Consider the following 18,699-nt stretch of genomic DNA (forward strand, 5'->3'; position numbering starts at 1 on the left):
CCAAAAATCTGCTATGTTTTGTGTGTTATAAACATAGGAAAGGTAAGTATGTCAGAAAACATTAACGAAGTAATTGAAACGCGTGTTCCCCAGTCGTCTTTGGAACACGAAATGCGGACCAGTTTTTTGGACTATGCGATGTCGGTTATCGTTGATCGTGCATTGCCGGACGTTCGCGACGGGTGCAAGCCTGTACACCGCCGAATACTGTACGTTATGAACGATGTTGCGCCGGCGACGAAGCCAACGGTTAAATCTGCGCGTATTGTCGGTGATGTTATGGGTAAATATCACCCACACGGTGACAGTTCTATTTACGAAGCCATGGTTCGCATGGGTCAGGATTTTTCCATGGGCGAAATGCTGGTCCAGGGCCAGGGTAACTTTGGTTCGCGCGACGGGGACAAGGCGGCTGCCATGCGTTATACCGAAGCGCGCCTGTCAAAACTGGGTGCGTCGTTAATGGATGACATGGACAAAGATACTGTTGACTGGCAGCCGAACTTTGATGGCAGTTTGCAAGAACCGGTTGTCTTGCCGACCAAGTTTCCAAATTTCCTGGTAAACGGTGGTTCGGGTATTGCGGTTGGTATGGCGACAAATGTGCCGACATACAACCTGGGTGAAATTTGTAATGGTATTTTGGCGATATTGGATAATCGCGATTTGTCCGATGATGAATTGTTTACGATTATCCCCGGGCCTGACTTTCCAACGGGTGCGATGATTATGGGGCGTGCCGGCGCGTACAAGGCGCACACAACCGGCCGCGGTTCAATTATCATCCGTTCAAAAACACACATCGAAGATTTCCGCGATCACCAGGCGATTATTGTGGATGAAATCCCGTACCAGGTCAACAAGGCGCAAATGATTATCAAAATCGCCGAATTGATTAAGGATAAACGTATCGAAGGAATCTCGGAAATTCGCGACGAATCATCCAAAGAAGGTCTGCGTATCGTTATTGAATTAAAGCGCGACGCAATTGCAGATGTGGTCTTGAATCATCTGTTCCAGTACACAGAAATGCAGACCAGTTTCCCCGTTAACATGATGGCGTTGAACCGTGGTCGTCCAATGTTGTTCAATGTTCGTGGTGTTCTGGATGCCTTTATTGAATTCCGGGCCGAGGTTATCCGCCGTCGCACAATCTTTGATTTGAACAAGGCGCGCAATCGTGCCCACACATTACTGGGGCTGTCTGTTGCGGTTGGCAATCTGGACGAAGTTATCGAATTGATTAAATCCAGTCCAAACCCCGACGTCGCCCGCGAAGCATTGATTTCCCGTGGTTGGCGTGCGTCGGACATTGAATCATATATTCAATTGATTGACGACCCGAATACAGAATACAAAGACGGCATGTTCTATATGTCCGAAGACCAGGCCCGTGCAATCTTGGAATTGCAACTGCATCGTTTGACCGGATTGGAACGCGACAAAATCCATAATGATTTGACGACATTGGGTGCGACAATTCGCGACCTGTTGGAAATTTTAGGCAGTCACGAACGCATCATCCAAATCATTCGCGATGAAACCACATCTGTGCGCGATAATTGGGCGTCCCCACGTCGTACAGAAATTTCTGACGCAGAAATCGACATTGATATCGAAGATTTAATTGCGCGTGAAGATATGGTTATTACTGTTTCGAATACTGGCTACATCAAACGCGTTGCGCTGGATACATACCGCGCCCAAAAACGCGGGGGCAAGGGTCGCAATGCCATGGCCACCAAAGACGACGACTATGTGGTCCAGGTGTTCGTTGCAAACACCCACACACCATTGTTGTTCTTTAGTTCGCGTGGTATGTGCTATAAATTAAAAACCTATAAATTACCCGAAGCGGCCGCCGCCGCCAAGGGACGTCCACTGGTCAACCTGTTGCCACTGGAAAATGGCGAAACGATTACCGCGATTTTGCCCGTCCCCGAAGAAGATGTTGCCCGCGTCGCTGAATCTGGGGTTGAACATTACCTGATGTTTGCAACCGCGTCTGGTACAGTGCGTCGCAATCGCATGTCTGATTTTGATTCAATCCGCGCGAATGGTAAAATTGCGATGAAACTGGACGAAGGTGACAGTCTGATTTCCGTGCTGCCATGTAATGATGCCCAGGATGTATTCTTGGCAACATATCGTGGCCGTGCGATTCGATTCCCTGTGCCTGAAATCCGTGTGTTCGCCGGCCGTAATTCAACCGGTGTTCGCGGTATCACATTGGGCGCAGACGACCGTATTATCGGCATGGCGATGTTGAATCGTGGCGAATCTGATTCGGCCGTTCGCGCAGCGTATATTAAGCAGTCGCGCGCCGCCCGTCGCGCCGCCACCGGCATCGAAGAAGAAGCGTCCACCGACGAAGAAGAAACAACAATCGTTCTGGACGATGCGAAAATGGCCGAAATGGCATCCCGCGAAGAATTTATTTTAACAATTTCTGAAAACGGATTCGGCAAACGCACCAGTTCATATGAATATCGTCTGACACATCGTGGTGGTGGCGGATTTACAAACATCAAACTGGGGGGCAAGAATACCGCCGTTGCAGGTTCGTTCCCGGTCATTGATGACCAAGATATTATCATGGTAACCGACGGTGGAAAAATCATCCGTACACCGGTGTCTGATGTTCGCATTGCAGGTCGCTCAACCGCGGGTGTAACCTTGTTCCGCACCGCCGATAATGAAAAGGTTGTATCGGCCATTTCAATTGAACGTGCATCCGACGAAGAATCTGCGGAAACGGATGAAGCGGTTGTATCTGAATAATTGGGGGTGTCGGCATGGAAAATACAAATGAATACTTTTCATCGATAAATGAAGTGTCCAAACGTTTAAACGTGCCGGCGCACACCCTGCGCTATTGGGAAAAGCAATTTCCCGTCGCCATTCGCCCAACAACGGGGGCGGGCGGTCGTCGGTATTATCGTGCCGAAACGGTTGAAAAATTAATTGTCATCCGCGACCTGTTGCATAAACACGGATTAACAATCGCGGGGGTAAAAAAATTGATGCGTGACGGGAATCTGCCGACATGTGCGGACGAATTACTGGCTGGTGCATCGGCCGTTACCTCCAATGTGGTTGTCGCGCCCGCGCCAACAGACGGCAATAATGATCTGGATTTAGCAATCGGATTACTAGAATCCGCAAAGCAAATTTTGCAATAACCCACCCATACGACCAGTTTTGTTAGATAAACTTTTATTTATCAAAGCAATTGTGTTTTTGTTTTTTATATTCCATAATAACATCGAACTTTATGGATGTAAGGTTCGGGGTTTTCAAGACCCGTAAAGCAATGCGTACAAATGTTGTGCGTAAAAATCATCACCTGACCCCTGGGTCGGGTATCTGTGGTTATACAACAGGGCGCGTCCCAAAACCCACAGAGTCATTTTGCTTTATGACCTTGAAAATGCCCGACCGTCTTTTATAGACGGTTTTTTGTTGGCATTAATCAAAGGGGATAAAACATGGATAAAATTTCGGTAATCGTACCGGTGTATAACGTAGAAAAATTTCTGTCACAATGTCTGGGCAGTTTGACCAGCCAAACATATCGCAATCTTGAAATTCTGATTGTTGATGATGGCTGCACCGACAGGTCCAGTGCAATTTATCAAAAATATGCATCCGCGGATAACCGCATAAAAATTATTAAGCAGGATAATTCTGGTGTTTCTGTCGCACGGAATACTGGGTTAAAATTTGCGACGGGTGATTGGGTGCACTTTGTTGATTCAGATGATTATTTGGACATTGATTTTTATGAAAAAATGATGTCTGCGTGCGGTGACTGTATGCCTGATATTCTGGCGTGTGATGTTATTTCACAGAATTCAAACCTGTATAGCATCAGGTATAAAACCCGTGTTGCGCTGTATTCGCCAACCGAAAAGTTCTTGCAAACAAATGCGCTAAGGAATTGTGTCGTCTGGCGTTATCTTTTTCGCCGTGATTTTTTGAAAAAACATAAATTAAAATTTACAGTTGGGCGTATCTTTGAAGATATGTTGTTTACCCCAAATGCAATAATGTTGTCGAATTATGTGATAACAGTCCCAGGGGCAAATTATCATTATGTGTTTAATGAAAATTCATTGTTGAACAGACCAGAAACGCCTTTGCGAAAAATGCAATATGATTATGCCCAGGAATACCTGAACCAGTTTATTGCGCAATATAATTTGCAACATGTTATTGCGCGCAGCCAAAACATAGAAACAACAACATATAAATTTTTATTGTTTAAATGCTTCAAGCGGATTTTTTTCAAGGATTGCAATGAAACAAAATATTATCTGTTTGGTGTTCGATTCTTAAAGACGTATAAAAAATAAAATCCCGCCGATTGGCGGGGATTTTTTATTTTACAAAAACATATTTTTTCTTGCCGCATTTCTTTGGGCAACCGCATGTTGTTGGTTTATTTGCGGCCGGTGCTATTACCTGGCGTTCTGTGCGCTGTGCGGCGCCAAAATTATCACGCAGGTATAAATCGCGACATTTTGTATTGCGATAAACAATCTTTTTATCTAAATCCAGTGAACGAATATCTTCGGAATAGCGACGACCACGTTCCGCGGCATAGAACACACAATCGTCCCCATCCTGGGTATAGCGTACGCCACCCTTGTAATAATCATAATACGACGAACAGCCTGCCAACACCAGCAACCCGAACAATGCAAACAAAGTCTTTTTCATTTTATTTTCCTTGTCTATAAAACGGTTATCTCTGTCCGTCCCCCGATTCGTAGTAATTTTGGCACAAATGCCCCCGTTGTCAATTAAAACCCATTAAAAAAAATCAACCGCGGGCGCATAAATGTGCTATAATCCATATCAAAGGGATAAAAATATGAAGTATACTGAACTTGGCTTGGTGAATACCCATGAAATGTTTGCAGACGCGATTGCGCGCAAATATGCTGTGCCTGCGTTTAATTTTTACAATATGGAAACATTGATGGCGATTTTAAAGGCGTCGCGCATGATGCGCAGTCCGGTTATCCTGGCGGTATCTGAATCCGCATTAAAGTATATGGGCCCAGATATGTTAACCGGCATGATTATGGGTGCAAATTTGTCGCCTGATGACGGTGTTGCATTACACCTGGATCATGGTTCTTCTGTGGAATCGTGCGTGCGCGCGATTAAATTGGGTTTTTCATCTGTCATGATTGATGCCAGTAAATTACCATTTGACCAAAACGTTGAAATAACCAAGCGTGTCGTAGAAATTGCACACAAACACGACGTTACAGTCGAAGCGGAACTGGGCGTCCTGGCTGGAATCGAAGACGAAAATACATTCTCTGAAAATTCCAGTTATACAAACCCGTCGGATGTTGAACGTTTTGTCCGTGCCACGTCCATTGATTCCCTGGCAATCGCGATTGGAACCAGTCACGGCGCGTACAAGCGTCGTCGCGATGACGAAGAATTACGATTTGATATTTTGGCAGATGTGGCAACGCGCCTGCCGGGATTTCCATTGGTGTTACATGGTGCGTCAAACATCCCGCAAAATTTGGTGATGCAAATCAACGAATTTGGTGGTAAATTATCTGGCGCGCGTGGCATTGATGTTGCGCAACTGCGTCGTGCGACACAAATGAACATCTGTAAAATTAACGTAGACAGTGATTTGCGCCTGGGCTTTGTTGCGGCGACGCGTCGCGCATTGGCGACGCATCCCCAAAACTTTAATCCGCGTGAATTTTTATCATCTGCGATAACGACAATGACCCAGATATGTACCGATGAAATTCGCGACATTATGGGTTCAGATAATAAACTGGGGTAAAAACATATTGCCAAAAAACGCGCAATGCGGTATAATACATGGCGTAGAGCAAGAAAAACAATGCCGAATCCAAAGGGACGATTGCTTTCGGCATTAATCCCCAAAATTTATTCCCAGAATTCCGCATAATTTATCCCCCATTTTATTGCCGAATCTAAACGTCGGTTTGGTTATGGCAATGATGTGCTGTGTGGGTGATGTGATGGCGGCAACTGGTGCTGTTGTTAATTCGACATACATCAGTCATTCCACCATCACATGTGGTACGGCTTATAATACCGAATTGGCCAAAACAAATGTCAGCAGCGCGTATGGTGGCGCAAGTTACGCTGACGATTTAGCGTATTTTGCCAATATGTATTGTGGTGGCAGCTCAAACCTATCGGGCAGTCCTGTATGTTACAAGGTCTTTCACAAGTCCACAGCTGTGTATAAATTAATTGTTTTTGCCGATTGTGTGAACTCAGAGGGTGCAAAAGAGTACATAGAATTAACAAATTCTGGATTTACAGTCACCCTAGGGAAAACAAATACACAAAGCACAAGTGGCGTGGGATGGCGCGCAACATTTGGTGCCAAGTGTGGCGTTGTCTCGTGCCCATCGGGAACAAATACCCAATGGGGTACAGCCAACGGCGTGGGGATTCAAACTGGTACGATATACACAAATACGCGCGACTGTAATTTGTGTCAAAGTAATCATACAGGAACAGATTATCGTTGTGCGGCGAACTGGTATGGCAGTCCCAGTAATGCCACCAGTGGTTGTACACGATGTGTGGCTGCAAATGCAACCAATATAATCGCAACGTCGCCCGCTGGCAGTACGACCCAATCAAAATGCACGTATAAATGTGCGGCGGGTTATTATGGTAATGCTACATATATACCCAGCAGTTGTGTGTCTTGTCCAACCGGTTCGACCAGTTCGGCGGGTGCAACCGCGGTTAGTTCTTGCCGCTGCAAATCAACATACTATGGCGATGCCAGTGCTGGCAAGGCATGTAAATCATGTCCTCCGTATGCTATATGTAATGGCGGAAACGGTTCAACATTTGAGTGTCCCAGTGGTTATTTTGGTAATTGGGATACCAGCAAATCATATGTCGGATGTTTTGCCTGTCCGCAGTATGCGACGTGTGATTCAGATGGATATACCTGTAACACGGGGTATTATGCCAGTGCCGAACCGGGGACAAGTAACCAATATTCGTGCACGGGTTGTCCGGGCGAAGTGTTTTATGACCCGTCTACATCGTTGGATATTAACGTGTATCCCGGAATGGATTATGGCCCACTTGCCAAGGCAGTTGCGTATGACAAAACGGATTGTTATATCCCCGCGAATCATTATTATCCATACAAAGATACTTCGGGTCAATTTCGTTGGGCTTCGGATTGTCATTATTCCGAATAAAATCAACGGACATGCCATAAAAAACACCCCAAAAGGGGTGCTTTTTTTTCAGTGGAGGCCTGGGTCGGAATCGAACCGGCATCCAAGGATTTGCAGTCCTCTGCATAACCACTCTGCCACCAGGCCTGAACTTTGTGTGCCCATCTTACGCAAAAAAAAATTGTAATTCAACAGAAAAATTGTATAATCTGAAATATTATCGGACCGAGAGAGAATTTTTATGAGAAAACTGTCATTTTTTACATTATTTATGATGCCTTTTTGTGCGTTTGCCACCACGGACGATTGCATGACGCGCATGGATGTTCCGGCCGGGAAATTAAACCTGCCCCAGGTGATTGAATTGGGCCTGTGTCGCAATCCCCAGACGGCCGCCGCATATTTAGCATACGAATCAGCACGTTTTTCTAAAAATGCGGGATATGCCGATTATTTGCCGTCTGTGAATTTATCGGGCAATGCGTCACTGCCATATCGTAATGAACAGTGGGGCGATTGGTCGTATGGTGCATCCGTTTCTGCGTCTTATTTACTGTTTGATTTTGGTAAACGTTTTTCAGATGTTAAACAGTCTATCTATGCATGGCGCGCGGCGGGATTTGATTATGATGAAAGCGTACAAAACTATGTATATGGCATAATTGGTTCGTACTATGCATTACTGAACGCAAATGCGGACGTTAAATCGGCCGAAATGTTGCGTACTGTTGCCCAGACCGCACGTGATACCGCAAATAAAAAATTTCGGGCCGGCTCGGTCGCCAAGGCCGACGTGTTAAAGGCTGATACCACATTGGCCAGTCGTGACCTAGACCTGGAACGCGCAAAAAATAATCGCGAAATTGCCAAGGGGACATTACTGGCCAAACTGTCATTCCCCGCCGACCAGGATATTGAAATTGCGGACCTGCCGTCGACAATTGGCACGCCCCAGGAAACAAAATCATTGGATGAATTATTTGCCCAGGCGCAAAAAACGCGCCCTGATTTATTGCGCGCAACCGCGAACAAAGATGCCGCATGGCATCGCCGCAACAGTGTATTTCTTAGCAATCTGCCGTCAATATCTGCATCGGGTTCATTGTCATGGAACGATACACCATCCGAAGCGTTCAACGCCGGCAACGATAAAATCAGTGGCAGTATTGGCGTCCGTGCATCAATGCCATTGTTCGCAGGTTTTGCCAATCTGTATAACGCGCGTGCCGCATCTGCAAACTATGACCGTGCGGTTGAAATCGAACGCCAGACGAACGATAATGCCACGTTGGATATATTCACGGCGTATCAAAATTACAAAACGGCCCAGACCGTGTTAAAACAGACCGAAACATTACTAAAATCTGCAACCGAATCAGAACGCGTCACCGCCGGCATGTACAAGGTTGGACGTGCCACAATGCTGGATTGGCAAACGGCGCAATCTGAATTGGTCAGTGCTGAAAAACAAAACAACGCCGCCAAATATGATTTGTTTACCAAGCGTGCCGCGGTGGCATTGGCGGTTGGCGAAATCAAAACGGAATTAGACAAGGATGTTGAAAATGAAGAAAACTAAGACACCCACAGTGGCGCAACCAAAAAAATCATTTACCCGTCGCGTGTTTGGATGGTTGTGGCGTAAAAAGTGGTGGATTTTATTGCTGGCGGCCATTGCAATTGGCGCATGGTTGATATTTGGCGGCACGTCTAAGAAACCTGGTGAATTTATCACATTAAATATCACGCGTGGCGACCTGCGCCAGGTGGTGACTGCGACCGGTGAAATTCAACCTGTAAACACCGTCAACGTCGGGTCCCAGGTGTCGGGTACAATTGACAATCTGTATGTCGATTTTAATACCAAGGTTAAAAAAGGCGACATTTTGCTGACCATTGAACCGTCTGTTTTACAGGCGTCCGTCGATGAATCGCGCGCATCTTTGGACAGTGCTATTTCCCAACGCAATTTCGCAAAAAGTGAATACGAACGCAACAAAACCCTGTATGACGAAGGTTTCATCGCGCGCGCCGAAATGGAACAGTCCCAAACCCAATACGAACAGGCCGAACAGTCCGTTAAACGTGCCCAATCCACATACGATCGCGCCGTAACAAATCTTGGATATGCGACCATTGTATCGCCGGTTGATGGCACTGTCATCTCGCGCAAGGTTGACGTTGGCCAAACCGTTGCTGCATCATTCCAGACGCCTGATTTATTTGAAATCGCCGAAGATTTAACCAAGATGCAAATTGAAACCGCCGTATCCGAAGCGGACATTGGTGTCATCCAAGAAGGTCAACCCGTCACCTTTACCGTTGATGCATATCCAACCGAAACATTCGATGGCGTGGTGCGTCAAATCCGCCTGTCGCCAACGACAACATCAAATGTTGTTGTTTATACGGTTGTGATTGATGTCGATAATTCTGACCTGCGTCTGATGCCAGGTATGACCGCATTTGTGACAATCATTATTTCAGAAAAAGAAAACGTATGGCGTGCGGCAAATTCCGCATTCTTGGTTCGCAGTTTTGCAAACTTTCTGGACGCAGAAACAATCAATGGTGCAACGCCTGTGTCGCACCTGGCCGTATTGCGTGATGGTAACGTTATTATGATTCCTTTTTCCAAGGGGTTAAGTACCGCAACCGAAACAGAAATAATATCTGATGAAATCCAAATGGGGGACAAAGTTATTGTTGGCCGCATGGGTATGGCCTCATCAAACACGAAACAAAAAATGAACCCCATGCGTGGCCCACGAATGTAAATAAATTAATAGTGGTGTAATATCCCCCACGCGGGGATTTTTACACCCGCCCCAGCCCCAGGAATATATTCATGACACCCGAATTTAAAACATTGTTGGAATCTATGCGCCCCGCGTCACCGCGCAGGGTTGCATTGGCGTACGCCACCGACCCAAACGCGTTGTCGTCTGTGTGCGTTGCGCATAAAATGGGATTTGTAGATGCCGTTTTATGCGGCGATGAAACTGAAATAAAAAATATCGCATCCAAACACAATCTGGATATATCTGATTTTGAAATTGTGCATTGCAATGATGAATTGTCGGCGGCAAATGCTGCGGTTAAATTGGTTCGTGATGGTCGCGCCGATATTTTGATGAAGGGCCTAATCCACACCGCCGATATTTTGCGTTCGGTACTTAACCGCGAAACGGGTATTCGTGGTGACGGAATTTTGTCGCATGTATCGGTCTTGTATTCTCCGTCACGCAATCGCAGACTGTTCTTAACCGACATTGCAATGGTTATGTATCCAGACCTGGCGAAAAAGACAGAATTGATAAATAACGCGGTGTCCTTTGCGCGCCATATGGGGGTGGATACGCCACGTGTTGCACCACTGTGTGCGGTTGAAACATTAAATCCCAAAATGCCGGCAACCGTTGATGCAGACGCCTTGCGTCAAATGAACGAGCGTGGTGAAATCGCCAATTGCATTATATCGGGTCCGATATCATTTGATATTGCGGTGTCTAAATCCGCCGCCGCGGCCAAGGGCTATACCGGTTCAATTCATGGCGATGCCGATATATTATTATTTGATAATATCGAAGCGGGCAATAATACGATTAAGGCGATGGTACAATTTGGTGATTGGATATTTGGTGGTGTGATTGTTGGTGCGCGCACACCGATAATTATAAATTCACGTTCTGATTCAGACACATCGAAACTGTTTTCGATTGCGTGTGCATGCACAATGTAAAAAAAATCGGGAATATACCCGATTTTTTTCTTGCTTTTGTGTGGTTCATGCCCCACAATCCTTTGGCATTTTTTAATTAAACGCAAGGAGAAACCATGAGTAATAAATGGGTATATACCTTTGGTAATGGCGCCGCCGAAGGTCAGGCAGATATGAAAAATCTGCTGGGTGGCAAGGGTGCAAATTTAGCAGAAATGAACTTGGTTGGATTGCCTGTTCCTGCGGGCTTTACGGTGACAACCGATGTTTGTACATATTATTATGCGAACAACCAGACATATCCGTCTGATTTAATGGACCAGGTGCGCACCGGTATTGCACACGTTGAATCCATTATGGGTAAAAAGTTTGCAGACCTGGAAAATCCATTGTTGGTATCTGTTCGTTCTGGTGCACGCGTATCTATGCCGGGCATGATGGACACTGTTTTGAATTTGGGGTTGAACGACGAAACGGTAAAAGCATTGGCAAAAATTTCTGGCAACGAACGTTTTGCATATGATTCATATCGTCGCTTTATCATGATGTTCAGCGAAGTTGTTATGGGCGCAGACATTGACCTGTTTGAACACACCCTGGAACGCATGAAAGAAGACAAGGGTTATAAACAGGACACAGAATTGACGGCCGATGATTTGAAAGACTTGGTTGAAAAGTTCAAAGAAATCGGTGTTAAAATCGGCAAAGTATTCCCCCAAGATCCATGGAAACAGTTGGAAATGGGTATCGGCGCCGTATTCGGTTCTTGGATGAGCAAAAAGGCCATCACATACCGTAAATTGAACAATATCCCAGCCGATTGGGGTACCGCTGTTAATGTCCAGGCGATGGTATTCGGTAATTCTGGCGATGACAGTGCGACCGGCGTATGTTTCAGCCGTGACCCAGCAACAGGTGAAAACAAATACTATGGTGAATATCTGATTAACGCCCAGGGCGAAGACGTTGTTGCAGGTATCCGCACCCCACAGCCAATGAGCAAGGATGATTCCGGCCGTCTGTCACTGGAAGAAGCGATGCCAGCAGTCTATAAAGAATTGTGTGATGTTCGTGAAAAACTGGAACGTCATTACAAAGATATGCAGGACATGGAATTCACAATCGAACATGGAAAACTTTGGATGTTACAGTGCCGTAACGGTAAACGTACTGCGGCGGCCGCGGTTCGCATGGCGGTTGAAATGGTATCCGAAGGCCTGTTGACCAAAGAAGAAGCAATCCTGCGCGTTGGTGCGGACCAGCTTGACCATTTATTACACCCAATGTTAGACCCCAAGGCTGAAAAGCGTGTTATCGCAACCGGTCTGCCGGCGTCACCTGGTGCGGCGGTGGGTATGGCGGTCTTTAACGCCGAAGATGCCGAAAAATGGGCGGCTGCGGGTAAACAGGTTATGTTAATCCGTATTGAAACATCCCCCGAAGATATCGCAGGTATGAACGCGGCCCAGGGTGTTATCACAGCGCGCGGCGGTATGACATCGCACGCAGCGGTTGTAGCACGTGGTATGGGAACACCATGCGTATCTGGTTCACCAGACATCAAAATCGACTATGAATCCAAAACCTTGAAGACAACATCTGGTGTTGTTATCAACGAAGGCGATTGGATTTCAATCGACGGTGCCAAGGGCCAGATTATCGAAGGTAAAATCCCAACCGTATCTGTTGAATTGACGGGTAATTTCGGCACATTGATGAAATGGGTTGATGAAATCAAAACATTGACGGTCAAGGCCAACGCCGAAACACCAAAAGACGCAAAACAGGCACGCGACTTTGGTGCCGAAGGTATCGGTTTGGCACGTACAGAACACATGTTCTTTGATCCATCCCGTATCCAGGATATGCGTGAAATGATTCTGGCCGAAGACGAAGCCGGCCGTCGCGCTGCCTTGGCAAAACTGTTGCCATATCAGCGCGCTGACTTTGTAGAATTGTTCAAAATTATGGACGGTCTGCCGGTTACAATTCGTTTGATTGACCCACCGCTACACGAATTCTTGCCACATACCGACGCAGAAATCGAAGAATTGGCGGCGCACATCGGCAAGTCTGTTGAATTTATTAAACAGCGCGCAGAAGCCTTGCATGAACAGAATCCAATGTTGGGCCATCGTGGTTGCCGCTTGGCGATTACATACCCAGAAATCTGCGAAATGCAGACACGCGCGATTCTGTCCGCGGCATTGGAAGTTAAAAAGGCTGGTATCCGCGTATTCCCAGAAATCGAAGTTCCATTGGTTGGCTCGAAAAAAGAAGTGGATATCGTCAAAGCGGTTATCGATGCAACGGCCCAGTCCTTGTTTGCTGAAACAGGCGAATCTGTTGAATACACAGTTGGTTCTATGATTGAATTGCCACGCGCAGCAGTATTGGCAAATGAAATTGCGGAATCTTGTGAATTCTTTGAATTCGGCACAAACGACCTGACCCAGACAACATTGGGTATGTCACGTGACGACACAGCGAAAATCTTGGATGAATATCGTGCCCGTGGCGTATACGTTGCCGACCCATTCGCATCTGTTGACCAGTTGGGTGTTGGCCTGTTGATTAAAGACGCGGTTAAGAAAGCGCGCGCGACCCGTGGCGAACACATCCACCTGGGTGTGTGTGGTGAACACGGTGGTGATCCAGAATCCATCATGTTCTTCCACCAGTGCGGATTTAACTCGGTCTCGTGCAGTCCGTTCCGCGTGCCAATCGCGCGTTTGGCTGCTGCCCAGGCTGCGGTTAAATACCCACGCAAGAACTAAAAAAATCCCCCACCCGGGGGATTTTTATTATCACTATTTACCTGTTGAAATATCTATATACAAAAACAATAAAAAACGCGCCAAAGGCGCGGTCTGCGTGGTTTATATCAAAAAAAATACTGCCGAATCCAAACGGTGGTTTAGATTCAGCACATTTTCTGACCTAATTTTGGCGCAATTTCCCATAAAAGTCAATCCCATTTTATGCCGAATCTAAACCACCGTTTGGATACAACGGTGTAAACAAAAAACAGTGGGGGATGAAATATGCAGTCTTTATTGAACAATATGTGCTTTTATAACATTTGGCAACGTTCGCGTCGCGTGTGCTTGCGTGCGATTGGTCTGATTGTTGCATTATTTTCATCCACACACGCCCGTGCATATTTATCGACCGCATGTCCATGGTGTTCGCGGTATTCGAATTCTATATGTGACATGAGTAGCGCCGAAGGATACAGTGACGGCCGTGTGATTGGCAGTTTTGTCCAGGCGTGCATCCCCGCCGACAACAAAGGGGTAAACTATCCACAAATCCAAGATTCAACCTGTGTCAAAAAATTGCAGGCCATCGGCATGTGCGATGGGAACGAAGGTGGTTCTACGGTCTCGTTTTTATATCAGTCTGGGTTAAATTGCACCAGTGGCGTAACCTCCACACCAGATTATTACACATATTATTGTGGTTATACATATCAAACCACAGAATTAGCATTTAATGTTGTCCAGATGGCTGCGATTGACAATACGTCATATCCGTACATATGCTGTGATTTAAATTGTGGATACGACGGTTCGTACAATTGTTGTGTATCACAAAGTTCATGCATTATGCCAATGGTTTGTGGATATGGCGCATGCCCCAGTGGTTATTACAATTATGTGCAACTGTCCAGTGATTCTGCCACGCCTGACGGTGTAATATCCTGTACCGCAGAATTCCAGGAATATTTCAGTGCCACTCAAAACTCAACCGGATGGTGCGACCCAACAACCGGCAAAATTTTCGTCGAAGGCACTGGGGCGCTGTTAATCTCGCATTTCTGTTATGGGACTGATTATATTCCACAGTACGGAAACCTAATTCAGTTTTTTTGTGGTTTGATTATTGAAGGGTGCGAAACTGGAAATGGCTATTATGTAAACAAGATTCTGCCTGGTGATCCTATGTACTATGGTACATGTGGCTATACCAACAGTGATTATTGTCCCAAGTGCCCAACAGACGTCAGCGGTTATTCCAGTGACCATAATTTTACAATTACAGCCGATTCTAGTTCACAAGGGATAACGTCTTGTCGGGCAACTGCGGGTAATCCGACGGTGTCTGACACTGACACAACAGGCAAATTCGATGTTATAATCAGTGGCGCATGTCCATATTTGCATGGCGACGGGGTCGTTGAATAGATATGAAAAAACAGCACAAACAAATTAATGTCATTGAAATTGACATTCGTGACGCCAACTATCAAACCGGGATTGGGCGGTATATTGATATTGTTTCGCGCAATATGCCAAATTATGTGCATACATATCGCATAATTTTATACCGCACAGATGCGCACGAAGTTCACATCACGCAAACAGATGACGAATTGTCGGTATATATGCCTAAAAACGTTCCAAATCACACATTGAACAGCGTTATTATTCAAATGTGGGGCGCAAAAATTGCAAAAATGCAAAACCTGATTTTAAAGGTAAACTGTGTTGGAATGGAATCGTTGGCATATGCAATCCGAACCCAGTTTTACTGTAAAATTATTGGTGTTCTGCATTTTTCACCGCAATGGATTTTGGATGGTAAACCCAATCGCAAACATAATCCTTACTTTAATATGGATCATGTAATATCTGTATTTGCGGGCGGTGTTAATTATTTACGTGAAATAAATTGCACACGTCCACATACAGTAATCTTAAATGGTATCGAGCCACCACAGATTGCCCCGCGTCCCCGTGACGATGTTTTTCGCTTTATATTTCCAAACGGTTGGTCGCCACGCAAAGGATTGGTAAAAATCTTACCTGCGTTTAAAAAGGTTGCTGAAAAACATAAAATCGAAGTTTTAATTCTGGGTGGAACAGAACCCGGTATCGACCCTGTGGAATTATCGCGCGACTTACCGGTTCGTCTGTTGGGATTAATAAATGACGAAAACGAAGTTGCAAAATATTATGACATGTCAGATTGCTGTTTGTTTGCATCTACATCCGAAGCCTGTTCCATCGCCGGTATCGAGGCAATGTCCCGCAACATGCCAATAATATCAACAAACTGCGAAGGTTTGGCGGAAATGTTTGGTAACGCCGCCCTGTATGCAAAAATGTCGCCTGACTATTCGATTGACGTGGATGAATACGCCGCCCATATGTGCAGTGTTATTGAAAACAAGCGTTTGCGTAATAAGTTATCTGTGCTGGCGTATTCACGATATGTCACACGCTATACCGCAAAAAAGATGGTTGCCGAAACATTAAAGGTTTATGAAAATTTGACCGATTAAAAATCCCCCAAACGGGGGATTTTTTTATTCTTGGACTTCTGCCACTGGCTGTTCAACCGGTTCTGGTTGTGCCGGGGTATTCAGTTCTGCAATCAATGTCTGCATTCTGTCAGCGGTTTCACTGTCATTCAATGCAACTGCAATCGTATACGATGATTCCAGATCTGTGCGTGCCGCATCAACATTACCCAGGTTCAGGTTTAACGCCGCAGACTTTTCAAAATAGTTCATTGCACGACTGGACAACGATTCGCGTTCTTCCATTGTTGGTGCGCCCTGAATTTGTTCAGAAATCACACGAATGGCTGATGAATAATCGTTAATCGCATCTGCATAATTGCCCAGTGCAGTATATGCTTCGGCACGTTCTGCGTATACAGTTGGGTTAACTGTGCCTTCTGGTCGTGCTAGGGAATTTGTATAGTCTGCAATCGCGCCCTGCCAATTTTTCATCCACAGATTCAATTGGCCACGTTTTGCATACAAATCGCGCATCTGTAAAGCTGGACTTGGTTTTGAAGTATTGGCGGCCAACGCATTGTTAATATCATTCAGCGCTGCGCCGTAATCTTCCAGGCGTGTGTTCAGCAATGAACGGTCATAATACGCAACTGCGTTCGCAGGATCTTTTGTTAATGCTGCGTTAAAGTCGGCCAATGCACTGCGATAATCGCCCGATTGCATATATGCTTCGCCACGCAGGATATATGTATCAACCGATGCAGCGCCTGCATCAATTGCTGCGCTTAAATCTGCAATTGCCGCATCCAATTGGCCAGCCAACAATTTTGTTTTGCCACTTTCATAGAAATCACCCGCCTGCAACAATGCTTCTTCGGTGATTTCAACCTGTTGTACTTTTGGTTGATCGGTATGTGCGCGCCCCAGAATATAGAAAGTTGCCGCAATAAAGAACAAAATAATAAACCAATAAACATAAATCGACAAAGACCATGGATTAAAACATGGTTTTGCTTTATCCGATTTGATTGTCGGCTTTGACGCCACAGGGCGCACTTTCTGGACATTTTTCTTGGCTGCTAATTTTTTTTCAGGTGTTTTTTTCATTTAAATCTCCCTTCCTTTTAATGGAATATTAGAGAGATTTTTTAATCACGTCAATTGTTTTCTGCGAAATCTTTTGAATTTTTCCAACTGGTAATTTCCCCAGTGTGATTTTACCATATGAAATGCGGTGTAATTTGCGCACTGGACACCCGCACGCACGCAGTACAATTCGCACTTCGTTCTTTTTTCCTTCGGTAATTTTTACGCGTAAATTATTAGCACCAATTTCTGTGATTTCCATTGGCGCATATCTTATCCCGTCCACCACCATCCCACGTCGCGCATTATCCAGTTGTGAAAAATCAGTACTGTTTACCGTCGCAATATACACGCGTTCAATATTTGATGATGGCAATGTTAATTTGCGCGCCAAATCCCCATCGTTGGTCAGTAACAACAGTCCCGTCGTCTTGTAATCCAGCCGCCCAACATATTTCAAATTTTTATATTCGTCCGCCAAACAATCGTAAATTGTTTTACGACCACGTGTGTCGCGTGTTGTTGTCATGGTGTTGATTGGTTTGTGGAACATGTACAGTTCTGTATCCACACGCGATGAAATTTTTTTGCCATCAATTTCAACTGTGTCATTATCGCCAACAAAGTTCACAGGACTGTTGATTATCGTGCCATTTATGCTGACGCGACCGGTGGCAATTAATTCTTCGGCGGCGCGTCGCGATGCCACGCCCGAATCAGCAATAAATTTCGCAACACGTACACCCATTGATTAACCTGCTATTTTTGCGACCGCAATCGCCGCTGCCAATTCTGCCCGCAATATTGTTTTGCCCAGTGACACGCCACGTGCCCCCGCTGCATCCAGTGCTGCAAATTCATTGTCTGAAAATCCACCCTCTGGACCAACTAATATTGATTTAATATTTCTTGCCATGCAATCCGATTCTTTTCCATGTGCGGCACGTTCGTCTGCGAACACAACATTCGATAAAGCCAAATCGGAAAATTTAATCGGGTTCAGAATCTGTGGCACACTGTTGCGATTTGATTGTTCGGCGGCCTCAATCACTATTTTTCGCATCCGTTCCCAGTTAATGTGATGGGCGGTTGTGCGGTCTGTGATAACCGGCTGAAATTTCGCCACGCCCAATTGTGTTGCCATATTTAATAAATCGTCTGTCCGCTTAATCGGCGCAAACATCAGTGTAATATCACTTGATGGGTCGCTGTGTTCAGTTTTGTCACCAATAATCAGAAATTTATTATCGTCACTTAGCCGTGCGGTATATTCACTACCGTCACCAAACGCCAGACAATCGCATGTCCGCATAACGCGCACCAGATAGTGCGCCACATCCCGTGTCACAGGTATCGATTGTCCCGGGGTAACATCAGTTCCAACAAAGATACGTGGAATATTTTTCATATTTTTTACAATTCCG

The 18,699-nt window shown here is 45.5% G+C and carries 15 protein-coding genes and 1 tRNA gene; 11 read left to right on the forward strand and 5 right to left on the reverse strand.

The genetic code is table 11. The features are described from left to right. Positions 1-48: 48 nt before the first annotated feature. From gyrA to E7008_04240, 3 genes are all read left to right on the forward strand, one after another. Positions 49-2,781, forward strand: a complete 2,733-nt coding sequence (gene gyrA / locus E7008_04230; protein ID MBE6457121.1) for a DNA gyrase subunit A — start codon at positions 49-51, stop codon at positions 2,779-2,781. A 14-nt stretch (positions 2,782-2,795) separates the two neighbouring features. Further along, complete coding sequence (locus tag E7008_04235; GenBank protein MBE6457122.1) at positions 2,796-3,182, forward strand: MerR family transcriptional regulator; 387 nt, start codon at positions 2,796-2,798, stop codon at positions 3,180-3,182. A gap of 306 nt (positions 3,183-3,488) precedes the next feature. Beyond that, positions 3,489-4,355, forward strand: a complete 867-nt coding sequence (locus tag E7008_04240) for a glycosyltransferase (GenBank protein MBE6457123.1) — start codon at positions 3,489-3,491, stop codon at positions 4,353-4,355. A 25-nt stretch (positions 4,356-4,380) separates the two neighbouring features. On the opposite strand, the gene E7008_04245 is transcribed toward E7008_04240, so the two are convergent. Continuing rightward, complete coding sequence (locus E7008_04245; protein ID MBE6457124.1) at positions 4,381-4,722, reverse strand: hypothetical protein; 342 nt, start codon at positions 4,720-4,722, stop codon at positions 4,381-4,383. A 154-nt stretch (positions 4,723-4,876) separates the two neighbouring features. Here E7008_04245 and E7008_04250 point away from each other — a divergent pair, with 154 nt between their 5' ends. Together E7008_04250 and E7008_04255 are read left to right on the forward strand one after the other, a co-directional pair. Beyond that, positions 4,877-5,824 (forward strand): ketose-bisphosphate aldolase, encoded by a 948-nt coding sequence (locus E7008_04250; GenBank protein MBE6457125.1) that lies wholly within the window; start codon positions 4,877-4,879, stop codon positions 5,822-5,824. Between the two features lie 172 nt (positions 5,825-5,996). Continuing rightward, positions 5,997-7,241: a hypothetical protein gene (locus E7008_04255; GenBank protein ID MBE6457126.1), complete on the forward strand. Its 1,245-nt coding sequence runs from the start codon at positions 5,997-5,999 to the stop codon at positions 7,239-7,241. Between the two features lie 52 nt (positions 7,242-7,293). Here E7008_04255 and E7008_04260 read toward each other — a convergent pair. Continuing rightward, positions 7,294-7,367, reverse strand: a tRNA-Cys gene (locus tag E7008_04260). Positions 7,368-7,461: 94 nt separating this feature from the next. Between E7008_04260 and E7008_04265 the strand changes: the two genes are divergently transcribed. The 6 genes from E7008_04265 to E7008_04290 all read left to right on the forward strand — a co-directional run bounded on the left by E7008_04265 (position 7,462) and on the right by E7008_04290 (position 16,228). Continuing rightward, positions 7,462-8,799, forward strand: coding sequence for a TolC family protein (locus E7008_04265; protein MBE6457127.1), 1,338 nt, complete (start codon positions 7,462-7,464; stop codon positions 8,797-8,799). Continuing rightward, the gene (locus tag E7008_04270) at positions 8,777-9,997 is read left to right on the forward strand and encodes an efflux RND transporter periplasmic adaptor subunit (protein MBE6457128.1); all 1,221 of its coding nucleotides are present in this window, start codon (positions 8,777-8,779) and stop codon (positions 9,995-9,997) included. Before E7008_04265 ends, E7008_04270 begins: the two co-directional genes overlap by 23 nt. 71 nt (positions 9,998-10,068) lie before the next feature. Continuing rightward, positions 10,069-10,962 (forward strand): bifunctional enoyl-CoA hydratase/phosphate acetyltransferase, encoded by an 894-nt coding sequence (locus tag E7008_04275; protein ID MBE6457129.1) that lies wholly within the window; start codon positions 10,069-10,071, stop codon positions 10,960-10,962. A 95-nt stretch (positions 10,963-11,057) separates the two neighbouring features. Next, on the forward strand, positions 11,058-13,718 hold the full coding sequence (locus E7008_04280) for a pyruvate, phosphate dikinase (protein ID MBE6457130.1): 2,661 nt from the start codon (positions 11,058-11,060) through the stop codon (positions 13,716-13,718). Between the two features lie 438 nt (positions 13,719-14,156). Then, on the forward strand, positions 14,157-15,128 hold the full coding sequence (locus E7008_04285) for a hypothetical protein (protein MBE6457131.1): 972 nt from the start codon (positions 14,157-14,159) through the stop codon (positions 15,126-15,128). 2 nt (positions 15,129-15,130) lie between these two features. Further along, positions 15,131-16,228, forward strand: a complete 1,098-nt coding sequence (locus E7008_04290) for a glycosyltransferase family 4 protein (GenBank protein MBE6457132.1) — start codon at positions 15,131-15,133, stop codon at positions 16,226-16,228. Positions 16,229-16,252: 24 nt separating this feature from the next. Here E7008_04290 and E7008_04295 read toward each other — a convergent pair whose 3' ends face one another. The 3 genes from E7008_04295 to E7008_04305 are packed head-to-tail and all read right to left on the reverse strand — an operon-like array spanning position 16,253 to position 18,683. Then, on the reverse strand, positions 16,253-17,296 hold the full coding sequence (locus E7008_04295) for a tetratricopeptide repeat protein (protein ID MBE6457133.1): 1,044 nt from the start codon (positions 17,294-17,296) through the stop codon (positions 16,253-16,255). Positions 17,297-17,324: 28 nt separating this feature from the next. Next, the gene (locus tag E7008_04300; GenBank protein ID MBE6457134.1) at positions 17,325-18,023 is read right to left on the reverse strand and encodes an rRNA pseudouridine synthase; all 699 of its coding nucleotides are present in this window, start codon (positions 18,021-18,023) and stop codon (positions 17,325-17,327) included. Between the two features lie 3 nt (positions 18,024-18,026). After that, positions 18,027-18,683, reverse strand: coding sequence for a 16S rRNA (uracil(1498)-N(3))-methyltransferase (locus E7008_04305; GenBank protein ID MBE6457135.1), 657 nt, complete (start codon positions 18,681-18,683; stop codon positions 18,027-18,029). Positions 18,684-18,699 lie beyond the last annotated feature (16 nt).

It is taken from the genome of Alphaproteobacteria bacterium (assembly GCA_015062495.1).
GTDB lineage: Bacteria > Pseudomonadota > Alphaproteobacteria > Rs-D84 > Rs-D84 > Enterousia.